Origin of the sequence: Sphingobium sp. SYK-6, from assembly GCF_000283515.1 — a bacterium.
Lineage (GTDB): Bacteria > Pseudomonadota > Alphaproteobacteria > Sphingomonadales > Sphingomonadaceae > Sphingobium > Sphingobium lignivorans.
In genome coordinates this window covers 1,166,604-1,190,542 of the sequence record NC_015976.1, presented here as the reverse complement: position 1 = coordinate 1,190,542, position 23,939 = coordinate 1,166,604, and the positions used below count along the sequence as shown (strand labels likewise).

General features: G+C 65.9%; 23 protein-coding genes, 1 tRNA gene and 1 pseudogene. 18 read left to right on the top strand and 7 right to left on the bottom strand.

The window, feature by feature from the left end; all coding sequences use genetic code 11:
- Nucleotides 1-7: 7 nt before the first annotated feature.
- Both SLG_RS05495 and SLG_RS05490 read right to left on the bottom strand, forming a co-directional pair.
- Nucleotides 8-358, bottom strand: a complete 351-nt coding sequence (locus tag SLG_RS05495; protein ID WP_014075447.1) for a DUF2200 domain-containing protein — start codon at nucleotides 356-358, stop codon at nucleotides 8-10.
- The gene (locus tag SLG_RS05490; protein WP_014075446.1) at nucleotides 355-717 is read right to left on the bottom strand and encodes a hypothetical protein; all 363 of its coding nucleotides are present in this window, start codon (nucleotides 715-717) and stop codon (nucleotides 355-357) included. The genes SLG_RS05495 and SLG_RS05490 overlap by 4 nt, the downstream gene beginning before the upstream one ends.
- Nucleotides 718-967: 250 nt before the next feature.
- Between SLG_RS05490 and SLG_RS05485 the strand changes: the two genes are divergently transcribed.
- The 7 genes from SLG_RS05485 to SLG_RS05455 all read left to right on the top strand — a co-directional run bounded on the left by SLG_RS05485 (nucleotide 968) and on the right by SLG_RS05455 (nucleotide 7,664).
- The gene (locus SLG_RS05485) at nucleotides 968-1,363 is read left to right on the top strand and encodes a DUF2946 family protein (RefSeq protein WP_148276502.1); all 396 of its coding nucleotides are present in this window, start codon (nucleotides 968-970) and stop codon (nucleotides 1,361-1,363) included.
- 96 nt (nucleotides 1,364-1,459) lie between these two features.
- Entirely contained in the window at nucleotides 1,460-1,966 is a 507-nt protein-coding gene (locus SLG_RS05480) for a copper chaperone PCu(A)C (protein WP_148276501.1), read from the top strand.
- On the top strand, nucleotides 1,953-2,588 hold the full coding sequence (locus SLG_RS05475) for an SCO family protein (protein ID WP_014075443.1): 636 nt from the start codon (nucleotides 1,953-1,955) through the stop codon (nucleotides 2,586-2,588). The genes SLG_RS05480 and SLG_RS05475 overlap by 14 nt, the downstream gene beginning before the upstream one ends.
- 25 nt (nucleotides 2,589-2,613) lie before the next feature.
- Nucleotides 2,614-3,438, top strand: coding sequence for a TlpA family protein disulfide reductase (locus tag SLG_RS05470; RefSeq protein WP_014075442.1), 825 nt, complete (start codon nucleotides 2,614-2,616; stop codon nucleotides 3,436-3,438).
- 95 nt (nucleotides 3,439-3,533) lie between these two features.
- Complete coding sequence (locus tag SLG_RS05465) at nucleotides 3,534-5,582, top strand: carbon starvation CstA family protein (RefSeq protein WP_014075441.1); 2,049 nt, start codon at nucleotides 3,534-3,536, stop codon at nucleotides 5,580-5,582.
- Nucleotides 5,579-5,764, top strand: a complete 186-nt coding sequence (locus tag SLG_RS05460) for a YbdD/YjiX family protein (RefSeq protein ID WP_014075440.1) — start codon at nucleotides 5,579-5,581, stop codon at nucleotides 5,762-5,764. The genes SLG_RS05465 and SLG_RS05460 overlap by 4 nt, the downstream gene beginning before the upstream one ends.
- Nucleotides 5,765-5,885: 121 nt before the next feature.
- A complete protein-coding gene (locus tag SLG_RS05455; RefSeq protein ID WP_148276500.1) occupies nucleotides 5,886-7,664 on the top strand; it encodes a GGDEF domain-containing protein in 1,779 nt (592 codons plus the stop codon).
- A gap of 58 nt (nucleotides 7,665-7,722) precedes the next feature.
- Here SLG_RS05455 and SLG_RS05450 read toward each other — a convergent pair whose 3' ends face one another.
- The gene (locus tag SLG_RS05450; RefSeq protein ID WP_148276499.1) at nucleotides 7,723-9,033 is read right to left on the bottom strand and encodes a M20/M25/M40 family metallo-hydrolase; all 1,311 of its coding nucleotides are present in this window, start codon (nucleotides 9,031-9,033) and stop codon (nucleotides 7,723-7,725) included.
- Between the two features lie 117 nt (nucleotides 9,034-9,150).
- Nucleotides 9,151-9,711: a phosphoribosyltransferase gene (locus SLG_RS05445; protein WP_014075437.1), complete on the bottom strand. Its 561-nt coding sequence runs from the start codon at nucleotides 9,709-9,711 to the stop codon at nucleotides 9,151-9,153.
- 227 nt (nucleotides 9,712-9,938) lie between these two features.
- Between SLG_RS05445 and SLG_RS05440 the strand changes: the two genes are divergently transcribed.
- The 7 genes from SLG_RS05440 (at nucleotide 9,939) to SLG_RS05410 (ending at nucleotide 20,581) form a co-directional block, all read left to right on the top strand.
- Nucleotides 9,939-10,955 carry an adenosine deaminase gene (locus tag SLG_RS05440; protein WP_014075436.1) on the top strand — a complete coding sequence of 339 codons (1,017 nt, stop codon included), beginning with the start codon at nucleotides 9,939-9,941 and terminating at the stop codon, nucleotides 10,953-10,955.
- A complete protein-coding gene (locus SLG_RS05435) occupies nucleotides 10,955-11,950 on the top strand; it encodes a bile acid:sodium symporter family protein (RefSeq protein ID WP_173385016.1) in 996 nt (331 codons plus the stop codon). The genes SLG_RS05440 and SLG_RS05435 overlap by 1 nt, the downstream gene beginning before the upstream one ends.
- Nucleotides 11,951-12,086: 136 nt before the next feature.
- Entirely contained in the window at nucleotides 12,087-13,082 is a 996-nt protein-coding gene (locus SLG_RS05430) for a ligase-associated DNA damage response exonuclease (protein WP_014075434.1), read from the top strand.
- Nucleotides 13,079-14,695: an ATP-dependent DNA ligase gene (locus tag SLG_RS05425; protein WP_014075433.1), complete on the top strand. Its 1,617-nt coding sequence runs from the start codon at nucleotides 13,079-13,081 to the stop codon at nucleotides 14,693-14,695. Before SLG_RS05430 ends, SLG_RS05425 begins: the two co-directional genes overlap by 4 nt.
- 177 nt (nucleotides 14,696-14,872) lie before the next feature.
- Nucleotides 14,873-17,887, top strand: a complete 3,015-nt coding sequence (locus SLG_RS05420; RefSeq protein ID WP_083853318.1) for a response regulator — start codon at nucleotides 14,873-14,875, stop codon at nucleotides 17,885-17,887.
- Nucleotides 17,872-18,744, top strand: a complete 873-nt coding sequence (locus SLG_RS05415) for a CheR family methyltransferase (protein ID WP_041391750.1) — start codon at nucleotides 17,872-17,874, stop codon at nucleotides 18,742-18,744. The genes SLG_RS05420 and SLG_RS05415 overlap by 16 nt, the downstream gene beginning before the upstream one ends.
- Nucleotides 18,734-20,581, top strand: a complete 1,848-nt coding sequence (locus SLG_RS05410; RefSeq protein WP_014075430.1) for a response regulator — start codon at nucleotides 18,734-18,736, stop codon at nucleotides 20,579-20,581. Before SLG_RS05415 ends, SLG_RS05410 begins: the two co-directional genes overlap by 11 nt.
- Before the next feature lie 12 nt (nucleotides 20,582-20,593).
- Here the strand turns inward: SLG_RS05410 and SLG_RS05405 are convergent, their stop codons facing one another.
- The gene (locus SLG_RS05405; RefSeq protein ID WP_014075429.1) at nucleotides 20,594-21,274 is read right to left on the bottom strand and encodes a uracil-DNA glycosylase; all 681 of its coding nucleotides are present in this window, start codon (nucleotides 21,272-21,274) and stop codon (nucleotides 20,594-20,596) included.
- A 23-nt stretch (nucleotides 21,275-21,297) separates the two neighbouring features.
- Between SLG_RS05405 and folK the strand changes: the two genes are divergently transcribed.
- Together folK and SLG_RS05395 are read left to right on the top strand one after the other, a co-directional pair.
- Nucleotides 21,298-21,843, top strand: a complete 546-nt coding sequence (gene folK, locus SLG_RS05400; RefSeq protein WP_014075428.1) for a 2-amino-4-hydroxy-6-hydroxymethyldihydropteridine diphosphokinase — start codon at nucleotides 21,298-21,300, stop codon at nucleotides 21,841-21,843.
- A gap of 13 nt (nucleotides 21,844-21,856) precedes the next feature.
- Nucleotides 21,857-21,932: transfer RNA gene (locus SLG_RS05395), tRNA-Lys, on the top strand.
- Between the two features lie 12 nt (nucleotides 21,933-21,944).
- Here SLG_RS05395 and SLG_RS05390 read toward each other — a convergent pair.
- Nucleotides 21,945-22,277: a hypothetical protein gene (locus tag SLG_RS05390; RefSeq protein ID WP_041391748.1), complete on the bottom strand. Its 333-nt coding sequence runs from the start codon at nucleotides 22,275-22,277 to the stop codon at nucleotides 21,945-21,947.
- A 63-nt stretch (nucleotides 22,278-22,340) separates the two neighbouring features.
- Here SLG_RS05390 and SLG_RS22025 point away from each other — a divergent pair, with 63 nt between their 5' ends.
- Both SLG_RS22025 and SLG_RS22450 read left to right on the top strand, forming a co-directional pair.
- Entirely contained in the window at nucleotides 22,341-22,631 is a 291-nt protein-coding gene (locus tag SLG_RS22025; protein WP_158512681.1) for a transposase, read from the top strand.
- 75 nt (nucleotides 22,632-22,706) lie between these two features.
- Nucleotides 22,707-22,970 (top strand): annotated as a pseudogene (locus SLG_RS22450) (transposase); the annotation flags it as partial.
- Nucleotides 22,971-22,982: 12 nt separating this feature from the next.
- On the opposite strand, the gene SLG_RS20800 reads toward SLG_RS22450, so the two are convergent.
- Nucleotides 22,983-23,925 (bottom strand): IS630 family transposase gene (locus tag SLG_RS20800; protein ID WP_148276498.1). Its coding sequence is split into 2 segments (ribosomal slippage): nucleotides 22,983-23,588 and nucleotides 23,590-23,925, totalling 942 coding nucleotides; the frame shifts between segments, so codons are not numbered across the junction.
- Between the last annotated feature and the right edge of the window lie 14 nt (nucleotides 23,926-23,939).

Genomic DNA, 23,939 nt, shown 5'->3' with positions numbered 1-23,939 from the left:
CGCCGTTTCATGTCCGGAGGATCTTCTCCATGGCCTTGCCCTTCGCAAGCTCGTCGACCAGCTTGTCCAGATAGCGGATTTCCCGCATCAGCGGCTCCTCGATCTCTTCCACGCGGACGCCGCAGATCGTTCCCTTGATAAGATGTCTGGCCGGATTGAGAGCGGGGGCCTGGGCGAAAAAATCCTCAAAGCTCGTCTGCTTCTCCAGATGGCCCGCGATCTCCTGCTGCGCATAGCCCGTCAGCCAGCGGACGATCTCGTCGACTTCGCCGGCGTTGCGCCCCTTCCTTCCCGCCTTGGCAACGTAGAGCGGATAGACGCTGGCAAAGCTCATGGAATAGATACGATGCCGGGTCATGCGTTGGGACCGAGGAGAGGCATCACATCGACGGAGTCGCACGGGAAGATCGTGAAGTGCGGATGGCCTTCGAACAGCCTGGCCGCCGCCTCATGCGATCGGGCACGCACGACCACGAAGACCGTCAGCTCATTCACTGCATCCGCCACGCCAGCCGGGGAAGTCCGCTTGGTCGGGCCGAGCGGACCGCCTTCATAGACGATCGAATCCCTGTTGGCCTCGTCCCAGGCCTTCAGCGCGGCAAGGCCTTCCTCATCCCTGGCGCGGCGCTCCTCATCGGACATCGCATACCAGGCCTGCCAGCGCGGGCTCGACTTGTTGCTCGTGAAAACCGCGAGATAAGTGCCGGTCTCGCTCATATTCTGCCTCCAGAATAGCTGCGGGCCAGAGCTGGGGCCCGCGCACGTTCAGTCCTCTCCGTCAGAAGCGGGCCATTCAAGGCCGGCCCGTACTTCCTTGCATATTATGGAAGTTGGCGATGCGGGGGTAAATGGCGTGTTTCGGATGACCCAGGCTGCTGCTCACCCGGCCGCGCCATCCCCGGCCGGCGGACCACTGCTCCCGCGTGACACGGGCAGCGCAGCGTCCTATTGGCGAAGCGTGGATCGCTTGCGCCGCCTTCTCCTTGCTCATCGCCGCGGGGCGGCATTGATGCTGTGCGTCGCGCTGGCGTTCAAGCTGCTCATGCCCGCCGGCTACATGACCGCAGTGGAGCACAAGTCGCTCAGCGTCGCCCTCTGCACCGGCACCGGTCCGGCCTCGATAACGATCGCCCTCCCCGCTGACGCGGACGGGAACGAGGACCATCGCGATACCGGAGCCGGAGATCAGCCCTGCGCCTTTTCGGCACTGGCGGCACCACTGCTGGCGGAGGCAGAGCCCTTTCCGACGGTGGAACCGGACCGGCACGCGGCCCGGCCTGTACCGCCGCTTCCCGCCTGGCAGCTTGCCCGCGAGAGCGCACGTCTGCGCCCGCCGCTGCGTGGTCCGCCCACGCGCGCCTGATCCATCGCGCCTTCAATGGCGATGGCGGCTTTCGTCGCCAGCCAGTCCCCGGGGCTGACCTGCCCCACCGCATCCTTTTCTTTCGGAGACCGGACCATGATCCGTCATACCCTCATTCCTGCCGCTTTTGCGCTTGCCGCCACGCTCGCCCCAACCGCTACGTCCGCCCAGACGACGACCGCCGGAACCCTGGAGATCACGGCCCCCTGGGCGCGCGAAACCGCGCAGGGCCAGAGCGCCGGCGGCGGTTTCCTGACCATCGGCAACAAGGGCAAAGCCCCAGACAGACTCCTCGGAGGCAGCACGCCCGTTGCGGCCGAAGTACAGATCCACACCATGAGCATGGACGGCGGTGTGATGCGCATGCGCCCGCTGCGGGACGGGCTCGCTATCCCGCCGGGCGGATCGGTGGCGCTAAAGCCAGGCAGCTTCCACATCATGTTCATGCGCCTCAAGCGTCCGCTCAGGCGCGGCGAGACTTTTCCCGTAACTTTGCGGTTCGCTCGCGCGGGCGACGTGGCGGTTCGCTTCCGGGTCGAGGCGGTGACCCACGGCACTGCCGGCAAGGACGCGCACGGAGGCAACAGCCATGACTCGCACTGACACGCGCTCGCCCTTGTCCCGACTGCGCCTCTGGCTCTGGCTGGCGATCGGCCTCGTCGCGCTTGCGGGCGGCGTCCTGCTCGCGATGCGGCTGACCGGGACGCCCGGCGCAAGCCCGGGCTCGGTCGGCACGCAGGCCCCACCGGACATCGGCAGCCGTTTCTCGCTGGTCGACCGGAACGGCAAGCCCGTGACGCCCGAGACGCTGAAGGGCACGCCCTATGCCATCTTCTTCGGCTTCACCCGCTGCCCGGACGTGTGCCCCACGACGCTTTCCCGCATGGCGCACCTGCGCAAGGCGATGGGTGCGGACGGCGAGAAGTTCCGCATTGTCTTCGTGTCGGTGGACAGCGGCCATGACAAGCCAGCCGACGTAGGCGCCTATGTCGACCTGTTCGGCACGCCCATCCTCGGCCTCACCGGCAGCGAAGCGCAAATCGCGCAGGCAGCAAAGTCCTTTCGGGTATTCTTCCAGAAAGTGCCCGTCGACGGCGGCGACTACACGATCGATCACAGCGCCTTCGTCATCCTGATGGATCGCGAGGGGCGCTTCCGCTCGCTGCTGAGCGACCGGGACAGCGAGGCATCCGCTCTCGCGGAGCTGCGCGGGCTGGTCGCCTGAAACATGCGGGCCGATAGGAACCCCGATGAGCAATATCCTCCATATCGGCCCGGTGATGGTCCCGCTCGACCGGCTCGTGGCGCTCGCGCTGATGCTGCTGTTCCTCACCGCATGCGAATGGCGCCTGTGCCGGGACGGGCGGCGCTCGGCCTTCTGGCCGGGACTGCTCGCCCTGGCCGCCGGGCTGATTGCGGCTCGAGCTGCCTATGTCTGGCAACATAGGGTCAGCTTCGCGCTCGATCCGATCGCCGCGCTGCATGTCTGGCTCGGCGGCTGGTCCTGGGCGGCCGGCGTCGTCGCGGCGGGGGCCGTCCTTGTCCTCTCCCTCCGCCGCGCTCGCCCTGTGGCTCAGGGCCTTGCCCTCCTCGCGGCGCTGACGCTCATCTGGGCGGGCTTCGAGCGGCTGGCGCCCCGCGATCCGCCGCTGATGTTGCCGGCGTCGCTCGCCTTCGAACGTCTCGACGGCGACTCTCTCACGCTCGGCGATGTCAGAGGCGGACCGGTAGTCCTCAATCTCTGGGCGACATGGTGTCCGCCGTGCCGGCGGGAGCTGCCGATGCTCGTGCAAGCCGCGGCGGAACCGGGCGTGCCGCCCATCCTGCTCGTCGATCAGGGTGAAGCGGCCGGGCATGTGCGGCGTTTCCTGGAAACCGAGCGCCTCAACACGGCGCCGGTGCTGCTCGACCCCGACAGCCGACTCGGTGAGATCACGGGTGGAAAGGCCTTGCCCACCACCCTGTTCGTGGATGGCGAGGGCATCGTGCGGCAAAGCCATGTCGGCCAGATCTCGCGTGTCCAGCTCGACATTGCGCTGCGGACGCTCAGCGCGGGAGGCGACGGCGCCCCTTGAACGTTAGGGCGGATGCCGCTCCCGAACGACCGCGCCACGCCGAAAGCCATTGCCCATCGCACCCGAGTGCGGCAACGAGCAGGCAGGAGATCGCGATGCTCAAGCACATTCCCTGGATCATCGTCGCCGCGGTCGGCGCGCTGGCGCTCACCGTTCTGGCGGTATCGCGTGGCGAACCGATCAATGCGCTCTGGATCCTCGCGGCGGCGCTCTGCACTTTCGCGGTCGCCTATCGTTATTATGCGCTGTTCATCGCCCGTCATGTGATGCGGCTCGATCCCGCACGGCCGACGCCAGCGATCTACAGGGCGGACGGGCTGGATTATGTCGCGACCGACCGGCGCGTTCTCTTCGGTCATCATTTTGCGGCCATCGCGGGCGCCGGCCCCCTGGTCGGCCCCGTGCTCGCCGCGCAGATGGGCTATCTGCCCGGCACGCTGTGGATCATCGCCGGCGTGGTGGTCGCGGGGGCGGTGCAGGACTTCATGGTGCTGTTCATCTCCATGCGGCGGGACGGGCGCTCGCTGGGCGAACTGGTGCGCATGGAGATGGGACCGGTCGCAGGGACCATCGCGCTGATCGGCGCCTTCGCCATCATGGTTATCATCCTGGCGGTACTGGCCCTCATCGTGGTGCGCGCGCTGGCAGAAAGCCCATGGGGCATGTTCACTGTCGCGGCGACCGTGCCCCTCGCGCTGTTCATGGGCATCTATACGCGCTGGATCAGGCCCGGCCGGATCGGCGAGGTGTCCGCACTTGGCTTCGTCGGGCTCATTCTCGCGATCATCTTCGGCCAGTCAGTCGCTGCATCGCCGGTCTGGGGCCCATTGTTCACCTTCACGCCGGTCCAGCTCTGCTGGATCCTCATTGGCTATGGCGCGGTCGCTTCGGTGCTGCCAGTCTGGCTGCTGCTCGCGCCGCGTGACTATCTCTCCACCTTCCTCAAGATCGGCGCGATTGCCGCGCTGGCGGTCGGCATCGTCATCATGGCCCCGCCGCTCAAGATGCCGGCGCTCACGCAGTTCGTCGATGGCGGCGGCCCGGTCTGGTCGGGCGCGCTGTTTCCCTTCCTGTTCATCACCATCGCCTGCGGCGCGGTCTCCGGCTTCCACGCCCTGATCGCGAGCGGAACGACGCCCAAGCTGATCGCCAGTGAGGCGGATGCTCCGGTCATCGGCTATGGCAGCATGCTGATGGAAGCCGTGGTGGCGATCATGGCGCTCATCGGCGCCTCGATCCTCGATCCCGGCCTCTACTTCGCGATGAACAGCCCGGCCGCGATCACGGGCGGCGATCCCGTCAGCGCCGCGGCGGCGGTTTCCGCCATGGGCTTTCCGATTGCCCCCGAGATTCTCGAACAGACCGCCCGCGACGTGGGCGAAGCAACGATCGTCTCCCGCACGGGCGGAGCCCCCACGCTCGCGGTCGCCATGGCGGAAATCTTCAGCCATGCCGTCGGCGGGGCGGCAATGAAGGCTTTCTGGTATCATTTCGCCATCCTGTTCGAGGCGCTGTTCATCCTGACTGCGGTGGATGCCGGCACGCGGGCGGGACGCTTCATGCTCCAGGACCTGATCGGCCTCGTGGTGCCATCCTTTCGCGCCAGCAATTCTCATCTCCCCGGCCTCGTCGCGACGGGCCTGTGCGTCTCGGCCTGGGGCTTCTTCCTTTATCAGGGGGTCACCGATCCGCTTGGCGGCGTGAACACGCTGTGGCCGGTGTTCGGCATTTCCAACCAGATGCTGGCCGCCGTGGCGCTCATGCTGGCGACGGCTGTGCTGTTCCGTATGAAGCGGGATCGCTTCGCCTGGGTCACGGCATTGCCGACCGCCTGGTTGCTCGTCTGCACGGTGAGCGCCGGCGCGCTCAAGCTGTTCTCCGCAGACCCCGCCGTGGGTTTCCTCGCCCATGCCCGGCGCTTCTCGGACGCGGCGGCGCGTGGCGAACTGCTGGCGCCAGCCAAATCGATGGCGGAGATGCGGCGAATCATCTTCAATGATCGGATCGATGCCGCCCTGTGCGCGCTCTTCCTCGCCGTGGTGCTGTCGCTGCTCTTCTTCACGGTGCGTAGCTGCATCGCTGCCCGCCGCAGCGACGTGGCGACGGCGCGCGAAGTCGTGCCGGCGATGGCGGCGGCGGAATGACCGGCCTCATCGCCCGCCTGCGCGAGACAGCGCTGCTCATGGTCGGCCAGCCGAGCTACGACCAGTATCTACGCCACATGGCCAGTCACCATCCCGAGCGTACGCCCATGACTCGCATCGCCTTCTTCCGCGATCGGGAACAGGCCCGTTATGGCGGACGCAATGGCGGGCGCTGTTGCTGATCCCGATCGCGGCTTCATGGTCCGGTATCCTGTCCTTACGGCGGCTTTGTCACGCGATTTCGATGTTCGATCCATCGCAACGGTAAAGCTTTACAAACCCTTTCCTGCGATAGCCCCGCCCATGAAGCGTTCGCGTGTCGTTCTTCCATTCATGGGTCGCTGGCTTGCCCTGCTGCTGGGGATTGTCGCGACGCTCTGGAGCGTGGCTGCGCGTGCCGAAACGCGTCTTCAGGTCGATTCGCTTTGCCATGCGGTGACGGACCGGCAGCAGCCCGACGAAGTCCTCGCCTCGCTCCGCTTCGCCTGCGACGGGACACCCGCCGGCTATCAGCAAGGCAGCCTATGGCTACGCGCCAATCTCGACCGGTTGCCCGTCGGACCGCGGGACGTGGTGCTGATGGTGCATCAGTCCCGTTTCGACAGGCTGGCGGTCGCTTTCTCCTATTCGGACGGCACAGTCGCCTGGCGCCAGGTGCGCGGAGGTGATTTCCATGGGCACTGGCGCCCCGGCGGCCAGATCGAGTTCGAAGCGCCCGGCCGCGCGGCCCGACTGACCGCCGTCACCATGCGTTATGACGGGCTCGCCGCTCATGGCTTGCTGAACATGCGACTGCTCAGTCCCGATGAAAGCGGCATGCAATCGGCCGGACTTGCCGTTGCCATCGGCGCGGCGCTCACGCTGCTGCTCATCAGCGGCCTTTACAATCTCTCGCTCGCCCATGCCTTGCGCCGCCAGTATCTTGCCTGGCAGGGCGGCTGGGCGATGTGCATGCTCGCATGGGGTGCGGTCTGGTCGCAGATCCACCTGCTGGTGCTGCCCGGCATGGCGGGCACGCTTTCCGCCCAGACCGCAACGTTTCTCTCCTGTCTTGCCATCGCGCTGGCGACGATCTCCGCAGTTACTGCGCTCGGCCGCGACACGTTCCCGGCCTGGCTGCGCCTCGGTACGCTGGGGCTCGGCATCAGCATCGGCATCATCGGCATTCCTGCCTCCCTGATGCGGGGCGTCGGGCTTCAGCAACTGGGCACGATCCTGGGCGTCGCTACTCTTGCCGATCTGCTCGCCGTGGCCATATGCCTCGGCGTCGCCTGGCGGCGAGGCTGCGCGGAAGCGCGGGACTTCGCCCTGGCCTGGTCGCTGCCGATGATCACGCTGGCGCTCATTCATCTGGTGGACGTCGAGAATGCTTTCTGGGGCGGCGGATCGAAGGTCCCCGTGCTGTTCGCCGCGGCCTGGCAGACGATCTGGCTCTCCGTCGCGACGACCCGCAGCCTCGCTTCTCTCCGCCTGGAGCGGGACCGGGCCCGCATGGCGGCGGCACAGGCCGGCGAACTTGCCCGGCGCGATCCGCTCACCGGCCTGCGCAACCGGCGCGGCTTCGTGGAGACTGCCGGCCCGATGCTCGACCATGCCGGCACCACGCGCACGCCAATCGCATTGCTGCTCATCGACATCGACCGGTTCAAGGCGATCAACGACGTTTACGGCCACGAAGCCGGCGACATGGTCCTCACGGCCATCGCCAGCCGGATCGAGCGCTGGGAAGGGGCGATGTGCACGGCGGCGCGACTGGGCGGCGAGGAATTCGCGCTGCTGATCGCGGGGCTGGAAGGTTTCGCGCTCGCCCGCTTCGCCGAGAGCGTACGGCAGGAAATCGCCGCGTGCGATCATCGCGACGCGATCGGAGACCGCTGCGTCACCGCCAGCATCGGCGTCGCGGCGACCAGCACGCCAAGCGATTTCCGCCAGCTTTACCGGCTCGCGGACGAAGCGCTGTACGAAGCCAAGCGATCAGGCCGTGACCGCGTGGCGAGCCGCCGTTTCCCCGACGACCAGCTTTCCCTGCCGGATGTCGCGGGCCCCACGCAGTCGCCACCACGCCAGTCGAAGGGGTGCTGAGGGGAGCGGGAGAAGTGCTTCGACGTCCCCGTCGTGTGCCATCTCCCGCCCATGACTGTCATTTCCCTCCGGCCAGCGCGATGACGGTGGCGAGGCCCACGGTCATGTGCTTGACGGTCCCGGGCCGGTCCAGCAGCAGCGATTCCTCCAGCGAATGGCTGCGGCTGGTCGAGAAGCCCGAGCCGAGCGTGATGGCAGGAATGCCAAGGCTCATCGGAATGTTGGAGTCGGTCGAGCCGATGCGGTAGACGGGCTTGGTGCCTGCCGCGAGCGCAGAAGCCGTCGCGATCTGGACAATCGGGCTGTTGGCCGGGGTCAGGCCGACCGGGCGGTCACCGACTTTCTTCGCTTCATAGCTGATCTTGCCCTTGACCGTGCTGCGCGCGGCATTCTCCGTGTCGACGGCGGGCTGCAGCAGTCCGAGGAGATAGTTTTCCTGTTCATCGAGCGCCGCCTTACCTTCCGAGCGCATGTCCACGGTGATCGCGGTCTCGAAGGGGATCGAGTTGACGGACGTGCCGCCCTCGACAATGCCGACATTGAATACTGTGCGCGGCTCCTTGGGTACTGGCATCTGGCTGAAGCGGGTGATGGCGTTGGCCATGGCATAAGCAGGATTCACCATGCCGAAGTCGCCATTGCTATGGCCGCCCGGCCCCTTGAACGCGACCTTGTAGCGCCTGGACCCGATGCCGCCGATGGTGATGCCGTCGCGGCCGGGCTCGAACGCCACGAACTGGGCGACGCGATCCTTGTACCTGCCCTTGCTGAACAGATGCCGGATGCCGCGCAGATCGCCGGGGCCTTCCTCGCCGACATTGCCGACGAAGAGAATGTCCTGGGTCGTGCGGATGCCCGCCGCGTCCATCGCGCGGATAAAGGCGAGCAGCACCGAGAGGCTGCATGTATCGTCCCCGATGCCGGGCGCCAGCAGCCGATCCCCCTCGCGCCGTACCTTCACATCCGTCCCGGCCGGAAACACGGTGTCGAGATGGGCGGCGACGACCAGCAGCGGGCCGCCGGGCTTCCCGGTGCCCCGCCGCAGCCCCATCGCGTTGCCTTCCTCGTCGATTTCCACATCCTCCAGCCCGTGCGCTTTCAGCATGTCCGCGAAGGCGGAGGCTCGTTTCGCCTCGCCAAATGGCGGCGCGGGGATCTCCGTCAGCGTGATGATGTCGGCAACGATGCGGTCCCAATCGGCATCCAGCCGAGCGGCCGCAGTCTTGAAACTGTCACTGGCGTTGAGAGCCTCGAGCCGCGCGACGGTCGCTCGCGGTGCGGCCGCTTCGGGCAACGCGGCCTGTGCCGACGCGGCGCTCAGGAGGGACAGGAGAGGAAGGCAGGCGGACAGGGACAGTCTTCTGATCATGCAAGATCCCATCTGAGTGCTGGAAGAAGCTTTCGGGAAAGACAGGTCTAACCAGCTAAACCGCTTCCGGACAACTGGCTCTCCGCACGCGGTGACTTTTCAGTCGCGAGGCCGGCCTCAATGCTCGCGCAGGATGAGCGCCGCGTCCGGCTTGTGCCGGCGGATTTCCTCCTGGCTCAGCCCATCGATTTCGTGGGGGAAGACCAGCCACTCGTCCGTCCGGTGGACATAGAAATCCGGCTTGAGCGGTACCTTCGTCCGAGCAGGCTTGTAATAGACCGTCGCGATGCGGATCGTGTCGGGCGTGTTGTGGCGGCAGCGCGCGCGCAGTTCGCGCAGGAAAGCGTCGATCGAGCGGCCGCTGTCGAACACGTCATCGATCACCAGCAGCCGGTCTGTCGGCTCCAGCGTGTCGATGAGATAGCCCAGCGAATAGACGCGTACTTCGGGCTCCTGCCGGTCGATACCGGTGTAGGAGGCCGTGCGGATCGCGATATGATCGGCCCTGACGCCATGATATTCGAGCAGCTCCTGTACGGCGATGCCCACGGGCGCCCCGCCGCGCCAGATGCCGACGATGTGGGTGGGGCGGAAGCCGGCGTCGAGAATGAGATTGGCGAGGCGAAAGGAGTCCGCCAGCAGTTCATCAGCTGTGAGATAGCGCTTCTCGACGGTCATTCGGGGGACTCCCGGGCGTGAGGAGGATGAACGAAAGCCGCGCCATGCATGCCGGCCGGACCAGGGCCGGCAATATCCGGGAAAGCGGGCGCTGGCCATCCATGGCGATCGACGCGAAGCCGGTGTAGAAGAACGCCCTACCACGAACCATGAGACCGCGGCTTGTCATTGGCCCGCCATTGATGCCGGCCACCGAGGCTCGCTCGCTGTCTCATCCGGAGCATGTCATGACCGATCTCGACCGCTTCATCACCGGCCTGCCCAAGGCGGAGCTTCACCTCCACATCGAGGGTAGCCTCGAGCCGGAGCTGATGTTCGCGCTCGCTCGCCGCAACAAGATCGCCATCCCCTTCCGCTCTGTCGAGGAGGTGCGTGCCGCCTATGACTTCTCGAACCTCCAGGACTTCCTGAACATCTATTATGCGGGGGCCGACGTCCTGCGGACGGAAGAGGATTTTCATGATCTCGCCGTTGCCTATTTCGATCGTGCGGCCGCTGACGGCGTGGTCCATGCCGAGATCTTCTTCGATCCCCAGACCCACACGAACAGGGATATTCCCTTCGACGTCGTCATGCGCGGGCTGCTCGCGGGAATGGCGGATGCGCGCGCACGGCACGGCCTGACCGCGAAACTGATCCTCTGCTTCCTGCGCCACCTCGACGAGGAAGCCGCGCTGGCGACGTTCCGCGCCGCCGAGCCCTGGCTCGACTATATCGAAGGCGTCGGCCTCGACTCCTCGGAAGTGGGTCATCCGCCCTCCGGCTTCGTCCGTGTCTTCGCCGCGGCGGCGGATGCCGGACTGCGGCGGGTTGCCCATGCCGGAGAGGAAGGGCCGCCTGCCTACATCCTCGAAGCACTCGACCTGCTGGGGATCGACCGGCTCGACCATGGCAATCGCGCGCTCGAGGACCCGTTGCTGACAGCCCGGCTGGCGCGCGAGGCCATGACGCTCACCGTCTGCCCTCTCTCCAACTTCAAGCTTCGCGTGGTGAAGGAGATGGGCGACCACCCCATCGACCGCATGCTGGCGCTGGGGCTCCGGGCTACCATTAATTCGGATGATCCGGCCTATTTCGGCGGCTATATCGCCGATAATTATCGCGCCGTCGCGGCTGCGCGCGGTCTCGACCGGCGGGACCTCGCCACGCTCGCCCGCAACAGTTTCCTGGGTTCTTTCCTTGATGACGGACAGGTTTCGGCGCATCTGGCGCAGCTCGACTCCTATGTGAACGGTCCCCCGTGATCTCCAGACTCCGCTCTCTGTTCGATCCCTTCATCATTGCGCTGCTCGGCACTGTCGTCCTCGCCAGCCTGCTGCCCGCGCGCGGCCAATGGGCAGGCGTTGCGGAAGGCGCGGCGGACGCGGGCATCGTGCTCCTGTTCTTCCTTCACGGCGCCAAGCTCTCCCGCGAAGCCATCTGGCAAGGCGCGCGCAACTGGCGCGTGCAGATCGCCACCTTGCTCGTCACGTTCGGCGTCTTTCCACTGCTCGGGCTCGGCTTCAGCGCGCTCCCCCTGCTGTCCGCGCCGCTTGCGGCAGGACTGCTGTTCCTCACCCTCCTGCCCTCGACCGTGCAGTCCTCCATTGCCTTCACCGCCATTGCGCGCGGCAATGTCGCGGCTGCGGTCTGCGCGGCGTCCTTCTCCAATCTGGTCGGCATCTTCCTCACACCCCTTCTGGTCGCGCTGCTGATGGGCGCAACGACCGGTGGCATCTCGCTCGCATCGGTGGAAGCCATCCTGCTGCAGCTGCTCCTGCCCTTCATCATCGGTCATCTTCTGCGCCCCTGGATCGGCGGCTTCATCACGCGCCACAAGAGCATCCTCTCGCTGGTCGATCGCGGCTCGATCCTGCTGGTGGTCTACAGCGCCTTCGGCGCAGCGGTGGTCGAAGGCATCTGGCACCGGGTCTCCGTCGACGATCTTCTGTTGCTGACCTTGCTTTGCCTGGTGTTGCTGGGCCTCGTGCTGGGACTCACGGCTGCGCTTGGCCGCGTCCTAAACCTGCCACACGGCGACGCCGCCGTGCTGCTGTTCTGCGGTTCCAAGAAAAGCCTCGCCTCCGGCGTGCCGATGGCGGGCGTGCTGTTCCCTGCCGCACAGGTCGGCATGGTGCTTCTGCCGGTCATGCTGTTCCACCAGTTGCAGCTCATCGCCTGCGCCTTCATCGCGGGCCGGATGGGCCGTCGCGCTCTGGCGGCGGAGGGCCTGGAGCCGGGCCCGCACATTCGGCCATGACCTCACGGGCGATCGTTGCCTCGCACATGCCGGGGCAGCCCTCGCCACTGCGGAACGAAGCGGCACGCCCGCCATTGTGCGGCTGGAGCCATGGTGGATCGCGCATGAGGAGGTAGGATGAGAAGGCACCGCGCGGATGAGCGCTGACCTCGTCCAGCTTCGCCCCGAGGGGCTCTATTGCCCTGCAGGGGACTTCCACATCGATCCCTGGCGCCCGGTCGCGCGCGCCGTCATCACCCATGGCCATAGTGACCACGCTCGCACGGGCATGGGAGAATATCATGTGGCAGCGCCCGGCCTGCCGATCCTGGAATGGCGGCTGGGGCCGCAGAACTATCACCCCCATGCCTATGGCGAACCTTTCCGCCTGGGAAAGGCCGCGGTGTCGTTCCATTCCGCCGGGCATGTGCTCGGTTCCGCGCAGGTCAGGATCGAAGTCGGCGGGGAGGTCTGGGTCGCGGCCGGCGACTACAAGCGCCAGCATGATCCGAGTTGCGACCCGTTCGAAGTCGTGCCCTGCGATGTCTTCATCACCGAGGCGACGTTCGGTCTGCCCATCTATCGCTGGCCAGAGACCGCCGCCGTGGCGCAGGAGATCATCGACTGGCGCGCCGAATGTGCCGCGAATGGCGAGGCGGCAATTCTCTATTGCTACGCGCTCGGCAAGGCGCAGCGGCTGCTGGCTGAGATCGCATTGATCGATGGGGAGCCGGTCTGGCTGCACGGCGCGATGGATGCCGGCGTCCAGATCTATCGCGACGCGGGCATCGCGCTGCCGGAGACGCGCCGGGTCGCCGACGAGCCCCCCGGGGAGCGGCTGGCTGGACGGCTGGTGCTGGCTCCGCCCTCCGCCGCGGGGTCCCCCTGGCTACGGCGCTTCCGAAACGCCCAGCAGGGCTTCGCCTCCGGCTGGATGCGCATTCGCGGCAATCGCCGCCGTCGCAATTATGATCGCGGCTTTGTCGTTTCCGATCATGCCGACTGGCCCGACCTGTTGCGGACAGTCGAGGAAACCGGCGCGCGGCGCATCATCGCGACGCATGGCGACACTCAGGCCCTCGTGCAGACGCTGCGGGACCGCGGCGTGGATGCCGGCGCTTTCCGCACCGAGTTCGGCGGAGAAGAGACTTGAGGCGTTTCGCCGATCTTTTCCAGCGTCTCGACCGGAGCACCGGCACGCTCGAGAAACGCGCCGCACTGGTGCGCTATTTCCGGGATGCGCCGCCTCGGGATGCGGCATGGGCGCTGTGGCTGCTTGCCGGCAACAAGATCGGCGGCCCGCGCGCGAAACTGGCGGGCAGCCGCGAACTTCGCGCCTGGATTGCGGAGACGAGCGGCACGCCCGAATGGCTGGTGGACGCGAGCTACGATCAGGTCGGCGATCTGGCCGAAACGCTGGCCCTGTTGCTCGATGATCCGGCCGACGCCAGCGAGGACATTCCGCTTGCGACATGGATCGAGGACATATTGCTGCCCGTCGCCAACGCGCCGGAGGCCGACCGCAGAGCCGTTGTCGAGCGGGCCTGGTGCACGCTGCCCTTCGGCGAGCGCTTCCTGTTCAACAAGCTGCTGACGGGCTCATTGCGGGTCGGCGTCTCGCGCGGGCTGGTGCAGCAGGCACTCGCTGAACTCTCCGGCGTGGAGATCGCGCTGATCGCGCAGCGCATGCTCGGCGCATGGGCTCCGTCTGCCGACTTCCTCGCCGGCCTTCTCTCCCCCGAGCCGCAGCCGGGCGACATGGCCTCGCCTTTCCCCTTCTTCCTCGCCTCGCCGCTCGACCAGCCGGCCGAGGCGCTGGGGCCCCTCGAGGACTGGCTGGTCGAGTGGAAGTGGGACGGCATCCGCCTTCAACTCATCCGCCGCGCCGACGACCTCGCCTTGTGGTCGCGTGGCGAGGAGAGGCTGGACGGACGGTTCCCGGAGATCGAGGCGGCAGCAGCGCTGCTCCCCCGGCACGCGGTGATCGACGGCGAGTTGCTGGCCTGGGACGCCGGGGACGCCCCCCTCCCCTTCACGGCGCTCCAGACCCGCATCCAGCGCCTCAAGCCCGGTGCGCGCACGCTGGCGCAGGCCCCGGCGCGCGTCCTTGCCTATGATCTTCTCGAACTGGACGGGACGGACCTGCGCGATCGCCCGCTGACGGATCGACGTGCAGCGCTCGCGGCGTTGCTCGCGACACTGGACGACCGGCGCATCGCCCTCTCGCCCGAGATCATGGCCGACAACTGGGCGCACGCGGCGGCCCTGCGCGAGATGGCGCGCGAACGCGGCGTGGAAGGGCTCATGCTCAAGCGCCGATCATCGCCTTATCAGCATGGCCGCCGGCGCGGGGACTGGTGGAAATGGAAAGTCGATCCGATGACGATCGACGCCGTGCTGATCTATGCGCAGTCAGGGCACGGCCGGCGCAGCACGCTCCATACGGATTATACCTTCGGCCTGTGGGACGGCGACGTGCTGGTGCCTGTCGCCAAGGCCTATTCCGGCCTGTCCGATGCGGAGATCCTGCAGGTCGACCAATGGGTCCGCAAGCACACGCGTGAACGGTTCGGCCCCGTCCGTTCCGTGGAACCGGAACTGGTCTTCGAGCTGGCGTTCGAAGCGGTCAATCTCTCGCGCCGTCACAAATCGGGCGTCGCGGTTCGCTTTCCCCGTATCCTGCGCTGGCGGACGGACAAGCCGGCGAGCGAAGCGGACCGGCTGGAGACACTGAAAGCCCTGGCGCTGCCTTCCGCCGGGGGCTGACCGCATCTTTCGAACATTTTCAGGAACCATCTGAGGAATCGTTCGTTCCGCGCCGGGGGTGAGGACTGTCTGTCCTTGCGTAACAATAGGGCGGACCAAGTGCCTCTTAAGAATCGTGAAGCTATCCTCTACGGCGTTCTTTCTCTTCTCCTGATCGCTCCGTTTCTCGTCGACCTGATGGTGCCCCTAGGTACGTCGGTGTGGGCCTTCTATCTCATCCCCACTGTGCTTTCCTTCCTGTCGCGCAAGCCGCTGGCCCCCGTCGTCGTGGGAAGCATCGTCAGCGTTCTCGTGGTGACCGGCTTCTTCCTCGGGCGCGACGGGGTCGATCCCTCCATCGCCTTCGTCAACCGCACCATCGGGCTTTCAGTGACCTGGCTGCTCTCCGGCATCGGCATCATGTTCATCCGCAACAAGCTGGAACTGGAGCGGCAGGACTGGATGCAGGTCGGTCAGGTCGGCCTCGCCAATGCGATTTCCGGTGACCTGTCGGTCGAGCAACAGGCCGAGCGCATGCTGCGTTTCCTCGCCGAGTATCTGGACGCACAGGCAGCCGCGGTCTTCATTCGCGATGAAGGGGGCTTCGTGCGGCGCGCCGTCTACGGGGTTCCCGACACCGCCCGGATCCCCCTCGAGATCAAGCCCGGCGATGGCCTGCTCGGCCAAGCCGTGCAGGACAGGCGCAATTTCCTCCTGACCGACGTCCCCGAGAACTACCTCTATTTCGGATCGAGCTTCGGCCAGGCAGCGCCGCGACAGCTGCTGATCGCCGGCGCACGCGCCGATGACGACGTGATCGGCGTGATCGAGATGGGCTTTGCCGGGGAGGAAGCCTCCCGGGCCGAAGCGTTCATGACCCGCGTAGCGGGCCAGCTGGGCGTCGCCATACGCTCGGCCACCTATCGCAGCCGCCTGCAGGTCCTGCTTGAGGAAACGCAGCAGCAGGCCGAGGAACTGCAGGCGCAGGGTGAGGAATTGCAGGCCAACAACGAGGAGCTGGAGGCACAGAGCCAGCGCCTGCTGGAATCGCAGGCACGGCTGGAAACACAGCAGGCCGAGCTGGAGGAAAGCAACGCGTCGCTCGAAAATCAGGCGCAGGAACTCGAAGCGCAGCGCGACGAGCTGGAACGCGCCCAGAAATCACTCGAACAGCAGACGGCGGAGCTGGAACGGGCGAGCCGTTACAAGTCCGAATTCCTCGCGAACATGTCCCATGAGCTGCGGACGCCGCTCAACTCGCTGCTCATCATGGCACGGCTGCTGGCCGAGAACCGCAAGGGCAATCTGAGCCCCGAGCAGGTCAAGCATGCCAGCACAATCGAAACCTCCGGCAACGACCTCCTCAACCTCATCAACGATATCCTGGACATTTCGAAGATCGAGGCGGGGAAGATCGATCTCGATATACGGCCCACGAAGATCTCCAGCCTCTTCGAGAAGCTCGGCGCCACATTCTCCGCGGCGGCGGATGCGAAGGGCCTGAAGCTGAGGATCAGCGTCGACCCGGGCCTGTCCGGCGAGATCAGGACGGATCCGCAACGCGCCGAACAGGTGCTGAAGAACTTTCTCTCCAACGCCATCAAGTTCACCGAGGAAGGCGAAATCACGCTTCGGGCAGCAGCGGCAGAGGACAACCGAATCGCGCTCAGCGTTCGGGACACCGGCATCGGCATTCCCCCGGAGAAGCTGGACGTCATTTTCGAGGCCTTCCGGCAAGCCGACGGCACGGTCAGCCGCAAATATGGGGGCACGGGCCTGGGCCTTTCCATCTCGCGGGAGCTGGCCGCTCTGCTGGGCGGTGACGTCAGGGTGGAAAGCGCGCCGGGCGAAGGCAGCATCTTCACCTTGGTCCTGCCGCTCGTCCTGGAACCCTCCGCGCTTGAATCCCGGCCTGCCAGCACCGCGACCGCACGGTCCCTTCCGGCACGGGTTCGCACGGGCAGCGACCAGCCGGCGCCGCGCCACTCGACCCTTGAGGATGATCGCGCCAGCCTTACCGGCAATTCACGCGTCATCCTGATCGTCGAGGACGACGCGATCTTCGCGGGGCTGCTGTGCGACCTGGCGCATGAACAGGGCTTCGAATGCCTCATTGCCGACACCGCCGATGAAGGCGTGGTGCTGGCCCGGCAATATCTGCCGCACGCCATCATCCTCGACATGAACCTGCCCGATCACACTGGGCTTTCCGTGCTGGACCGGATCAAGCGCGACGTGCGCACGCGGCACATCCCCGTCCATATCGTGTCGGTGAGCGAGGATGCGCAGGCTGCCCTCGCCAACGGGGCAGTCGGCTATCTCCTCAAGCCGGTGAAGCACGAGCAGCTCGTGGACATGCTGGCCGCGCTGGAAACGCGCATGGCCCAGCGCGTGCGCCGCGTCCTCGTCGTCGAGGACGATGCGCGCCAGGCGGAGAGCATCGGGCTGCTGCTCGGGTCACAGGATGTCGAGACGGTGGCCGCGCACAGCGCCGCCGAGTGTCTCGAGAAGCTCGGCGAGCTGACATTCGACTGCATGGTGCTCGATCTCAACCTGCCGGACACCTCCGGCTTCGATCTGCTCGAACGGCTGAGCGAAGACGAGACGATCGGCTTCCCGCCGGTGATCGTCTACACCGGGCGTGACATATCCGCGCAGGAGGAGTTGCGGCTGCGGCGATACTCCAAGTCGATCATCGTCAAGGGCGCGAAATCGCCCGAGCGCCTGCTCGACGAGGTGACCCTGTTCCTCCACCAGGTCGTCTCGGAACTGCCCGAAGAGCAGAAGGAGATGGTGTTCCGATCGCTCAACCGGGATGCCGCGCTGGACGGCAAGAGAATCCTTGTCGTGGAAGATGACATCCGCAACGTCTACGCGCTCACCAGCGTGTTCGAGCCGCACGGCGCGACCATTCGCATCGCGCGCAACGGGCAGGAAGCGCTTGATGCGCTGGACCAGTCCCTGCGTGGCGAAGCGCCGATGGTCGATCTGGTCCTGATGGACGTGATGATGCCGGAGATGGACGGCCTCACCGCCACGCGCCACATCCGCGGCCAGAGCCAGTGGCGCAATCTTCCGATCATCGCACTCACCGCGAAAGCGATGCCGCGCGATCAACAGGACTGCATTGCGGCCGGTGCCAATGATTATCTCTCCAAGCCGCTGGACGTCGACAAGCTCCTGTCCCTCGTCCGCGTATGGATGCCGCGATGATTCCCGATCTCGAGCCCCACGAAGTCCTTGAGGCCGATCTGCTCATCGAAGCGATCTGGCGTCATTATCACTATGATTTTCGGGGTTATTCGCCCGGTTCGTTGTACCGGCGACTGATGCGCGCGCGGGACCGGCTGGAGTGCGAGAGCTTCTCGCAGATCCAGCATCTCGTTCTGCGCAGCCCCGCCGCATTCGGCGAGCTCATGGGCTTCCTCACCATCCAGGTCAGCGAGATGTTCCGGGATCCGGAGTATTTCCGTTCGCTGCGAGAGAAAGTCATTCCTCATCTTCGCACCTACCCCTCGGTCAAGGTGTGGATCGCGGGCTGCGCGAACGGCGAGGAATTCTATTCGCTGGCGATCCTGTTCCGCGAGGAGGGGCTCGAGGATCGCACCATCTTCTATTGCACGGACATCAGCCCGGGCGCGCTGCGCAATGCCCAGGCGGGCGTCTACGACCAGGGCCGCCTCGCTCGGTTCACCGAGAACCACCGCCTCTCCGGCGGCCGGACTTCGCTGTCCGATTATTATACCGCCGCTTATGGCTCGGTCGTTTTCGACAAGTCCCTGCGGGCCCGGGCGGTGTTTGCCGAGCACAGCCTCGTGACCGATCAGGTGTTCGCGGAAGCACATCTCATTTCCAGCCGGAACGTGCTCATCTATTTCGACCGCGTCCTGCAGGACCGGGCGATCGGCTTGTTCGGCAACTCGCTGGTGCGGGGCGGCTATCTGGGCCTTGGCTCCAAGGAGACGCTGCGTTTCTCCAGTACCTCGGACTGCTTCGACGATTTCGATCCCGGGGAGAAAATCTATCGCCGCAACCTCGTACCAGTGCCGGAGATCAGCCATGCTGCCTAGCCCTGTCCGCATACTGGTCGTCGACGACGTCCAGGAGAATCTCGACGCGCTGGAGGCCCTTCTCGCGCGCGAGGACCTGGCCGTGGTGCGGGCCCGCTCGGGCCGCGAAGCGCTTGAGCGACTGCTGGTCGATGAATTCGCCCTGGCACTTCTCGATGTGCAGATGCCGGGCATGGATGGCTTCGAGCTGGCGGAGCTGATGCGGGGAACGGAGCGCACGCGCCGGATACCGATCATCTTCCTGACCGCCGTCGCGACCGACGATACCCGTTACTTCCGGGGCTATGAAGCGGGCGCGGTAGACTATCTGCTCAAGCCCCTCGACTCCATGGTGCTCCGCAGCAAGGTCGACATCTTCGTGGAGTTGCACCGCCAGCGGCTGGAACTCGCCAGCCAGCGCGATGAACTGGCGTCCGCGCTCGGCCGCCTCCAGGCACATCGGGACAATTCGCCGCTCGCCATCGTGGAGATCGATGCCCGCCAACAGATCACCGCCTGGTCGATGGGGGCCGAGCGCCTGTTCGGCTGGCGCGAGGAGGAAATGCTGGAGCGCGCCGTCAGCGCGGGCGAGTGGCTCGATGATGCGGCGCTTGCTTCCCTGCAGGCGCTCATCGACGACATGCGCGAAGGCGGCAAGCGGCGCGACATGCTGGAACTCGCCCTGTCACGCCGCAACGGCGCGACGCTGGAGACGGAATGTTATTGCTCCGCCCTGTGCGACCAGAACGACCAGCTCCTCTCGATCAACATCCAGATCGTCGATGTGACCGAGCGCAAGCGCGCGGAAAATACCCGGCGGCTGCTCGTCGGGGAACTGAACCATCGCGTCAAGAACACGCTCGCATCGGTTCAGGCGATCGCATCCCAGACGCTGCGCCATTCCAGTGGCCCTTCGGAATTTGCCCCGACCTTCATCGGCCGGATCCATGCGCTGAGCAAGGCGCACTCGCTGCTCAGCGAGGCGACCTGGAAAAGCGCGAGCCTGCGCGATCTGGTGCAGGGCCAGCTGGACATGGGCGTGATCGCACCGGACCGGCTGTCCGCCGAGGGCCCCGACGTGCAGCTCGCGCCGGAACCCGCCCTCCATCTGGCCATGGTCATCCACGAGCTGGCGACCAATGCAGTCAAATACGGCGCCCTCTCCACCCCGACCGGCCGGGTCGACCTCGACTGGTCGCTGGCGGAGGGGAAGCTGTTCTTCGAATGGAAGGAGAGCGGTGGTCCGCCCGTCGCACCGCCCCGCCGGACCGGCTTTGGCAGCGCGCTCATTGAACGCAGCCTGCGCAGCGAAGGCGGCACGGCAAAGGCGACCTACGACCCGGCAGGGCTGCGATGGTCGCTCACCTTGCCATGCCCCATGCAGGAAGGCGAAAGCCGTTCCACCACCACCGCGTCGAAAGAAGCGTCGGCCGCTGCGCCTGTGGCAGCGCCGCCCCCCGCCAGCACCGCGAAGGCCGCGTCCCGTGCGAGCGGCTCCATGCATGGCAAGTCCGTGCTGGTGGTGGAAGACGAGCCCCTCGTCGCACTCGACATTGTCTCGGTGCTCAGTGAGGCGGGCGCGAGCGTGATCGGCCCGGTGACCAACAAGGCGGACGCGCTGGAGAGCGCCCAGCATCTCCCGCTCGACCTCGTGCTGCTCGACGGGAACCTGCAAGGGGAAACGGTGGAGGACATCGCGGAAGCTCTGCGAGGCAGGAATATCCCGTTCCTCATGGTCAGCGGCTATGGCGCGAGCCATCTGCCCGAGGCGCTTTCGCAGGAAAGGATCGTGCTCAAGCCGTTCGTCGCCGGCGAATTGCTGCGCTCCGCCGAGCAGATGCTGCATATCGGCGCCTGAGCTCAGCCGGCATCAGGCCGGTCCGAGTTCATCCCGCAATGTGCAGGCACGCGCGAAAACGGCCTCGAACATCGCGGTGGTGAGCCGGCCGGTGTTCGTGTTGTAACGCGAGCAATGGTAGCTATCGAGCAGGATCCGTCCGCCCGCCATGGCGTGTTCCGCAAGATGGCCAAAGCGTGCCTGCCCCGGCCGGCCGCCCAGCACCTTGAGAGCGGATTGATGCGCAATCTGGCCCAGCGCGATGAATATCCTCGCGCGCGGCAATCCCTCGACGCCGGCCTGCAGGAACTGGCGGCAGGTGCGGATCTCGTCCGGAACAGGCTTGTTCTGGGGCGGCAGGCACTTGACGCTGGTGAGGATCGCGCAGTCGACCAGTTCCACGCCATCATCGATCCGCGCCGCATATTCCCCGCGGGAAAGGCCGAACTTGTCCAGCGTGGCGAACAGCAGGTCGCCGGCATAATCGCCCGTGAACGGCCGGCCGGTCCGGTTGGCGCCGCGCATCCCCGGCGCCAGCCCGATGAGGACGATACGGGCAGCCGGGTCGCCATAGCCGCTCACCGGTCCGTTCCACCAGTCCGGATGCTCGGCGCGGCAGACCTGGCGGAGCGCGACAAGGCGCGGGCAGAGCGGGCAATCGCGCCCGGGCTCGGCATGCGGCACCGGACTGACGACGGGGCTGGTCAGCGACATGCGGCCGCGATAGGCCGCGCAACATGATCAAGGCAAGCATTCGGAGACGGACGGAGCCCGTGCGCGGGCATGTCTATGCCATCGGCATCGGCTCGAACCGGCCGCTGCGCGCACGGCTTGGCCCTCCCGCAATCGTGAAGGCCGCGTTCGAGGCCCTGGATGTCGCTCCGCTCCGCCTTGTGGCCCGTTCCCCCGTGATCGCCAGCCGGCCGATCGGCCCCTCCGCCCGCACTTATGCCAATGCCGCCGCGCTGGTTGCGGCGCCGCTGGAACCGCTTGCCATGCTGGACATGCTCCAGGCAATCGAGCGCCGATTCCACCGCCGCCGCCAGCGCCGCTGGGGCGCGCGCACGCTGGACCTCGACCTGCTGCTCTGGTCGGGCGGTGCGGTGCGGCACAAGCGCCTGACCATCCCTCACGCCGCGCTCGCGCAGCGCGATTTCGTGCTGCGCCCCCTGCGCGCCATAGCCCCCCATTGGCGTGATCCCCGCTCCGGTCGCAGCATCGCCCAGCTGGCGGCGCGCCTTTCACGCCCCAAGCCGGTTGACCGCAAGGGCCGGGCTCTTTAGGGCCCCGCACGGAGGGCCCTTAGCTCAGTCGGTAGAGCAACTGACTTTTAATCAGTAGGTCGCTGGTTCGAATCCAGCAGGGCTCACCATTATTCAATATGTTAGGAACGTACTGCAGGACAGCGATCAGATCGGGTTAACTTGTTGGCTAACTTTTCGGCCGCTTTAATGTTGGCCTGCCCCGGAAAGTGGTCCATTTTGAAAGTTAGGGCGCGTGGACAAAGTGGCTGCTGCGCCAACTTCCAGATCAGGTGGCCTATGATGAAGTAGGTGGCGATGATGCCAATAGCTGCAACGAAGTCCATAAAGCCGGAAACGACTGTGCTGCGGACCCATCCACGCCCGGAAGCGAACTGGCGCCTTTGCACGATCGCGTTTGTTATGGCTGCCGAGAGCACCGCGACGATCATAACGAGGATTGTCAGCACTTCCATGTAACCATGCTTGCACGGAACCGGGCTTTCGACAAATGATTGCCGCACGGGCTGGAGGCGGGCTTGAGCCAGGGCGATTTGACCGACGCGAAGTGGCGCGTTCTGAAGGACTTGCTGCCGATCGAGCCGGAGAACCGTAGGCGAGGCAGGCCACCCGAGCAGAACCGTTCGATCATCAACGGCATCCTCTGGCGGCTCCGGTGTGGCGCTCCATGGCGAGACGTGTCGCCCAAATATGGTAGCTGGAACACTATTTATCGGCGCTTCCGACGATGGAGTGAAGCCGGTGTCTGGGAGACCGTCGCCGTGACACTGGCCGAGATCATTGGACAGTGGCCACTACAGCATCGATAGCACCACCATCCGCGCCCACGTCTCGGCAGCGGGCGGAAAAGGGGGACTCATCGAGGCGCTCTTGGCCGCTTCCGGGGCGGGTTCACCAGTAAGCTTCACTGCCTGGCTGACGCTCTCGGACCACCGCTTGCCTTTCAACTGACGGTCGGAGGAGCCGCAGACTGCAAGGCGTATGGCGCGCTTATAGGTCTGCGTGAGCGAACGCCCGACGTCCTGCTTGCCGACAAGGGTTACGATGCTGATGCTATCCGTGCCGACCTCGCCGAGCGGAAAATCGAGGCCGTCATCCCCGGCAAATCAAGCCGCCGTGTGAAGATCGAACACAACCGGGCACTCTAGAGTCTGTCCTGTTTAGATTGAAGCATAGCCACTATTCCTGAGGTAGTTGGCGCACTCATGGGGTGGGAAGGCATCGAGCAGTTTGCCTATCCGCTGCCATGTGGCTTCGACGGTGCGCTCGGCGGCTTTTCGCAGTAGCAGCTTGAGCTTGGCGAAGACCTGTTCGATTGGATTGAGGTCAGGGCTGTAGGGCGGCAGGAACAGGAGCTTGGCCCCTGCCGCACGGATTGCCTTGCGCACGGCCTGACCCTTGTGACTGCCGAGGTTATCCATGATGACGATGTCGCCGGGCACGAGGGTGGGCACGAGGAACTGCTCGACATAGGCGAGGAAGAGCTGGCCGTTGATCGGGCCGTCGAGGACGCAGGGCGCATCGATCCGGTCGTGAAGAAGCGCCGCCACAAAGGTCAGCGTCTTCCATTTGCCGAACGGCGCCTTGGCGATCAGCTTGTCGCCGCGTTTTGCCCAGCCCCGCAACGGGGTCATGTTGGTCTTGGCCCAGGTCTCGTCGATGAAGACCAGCCTGCGAGGGTCAAGCCGGCCCTGGTACTTCTTCCACTGCGTCCGCCGCCGAGCCACCTGCGGGCGGTCCTGCTCGCTGGCGAACAGGCTTTTTTTTGAAGCTGTGGCCAGCCTTGCGCAGCAGCGACCACACCGTGTTGGGGCTGACTCGGTGACCGCGCCCGGCCAGCTCGACCGCCAGCCCGCGCACCGTCAGATGCGGACATTCCTCAAGACGAAGCAGCATCCATTCCTGCTCCCCCGCCAATACCCGTTGCTTGTGGCCTCCCATCGGACGTGAACCGGCGTTGCCCGTATCACGCAGACGCTGCGACCACTTCACTGCGCTCGCCACGCTCACACCGAACGCACCAGCAACCTCGCGAACCGAGCGGCCCGACAAAACGGCCGCTGCAACCCGATCTCGCAAATCGTCAGAATAGGCTCGTGCCATCGCTGCTGGCCTCC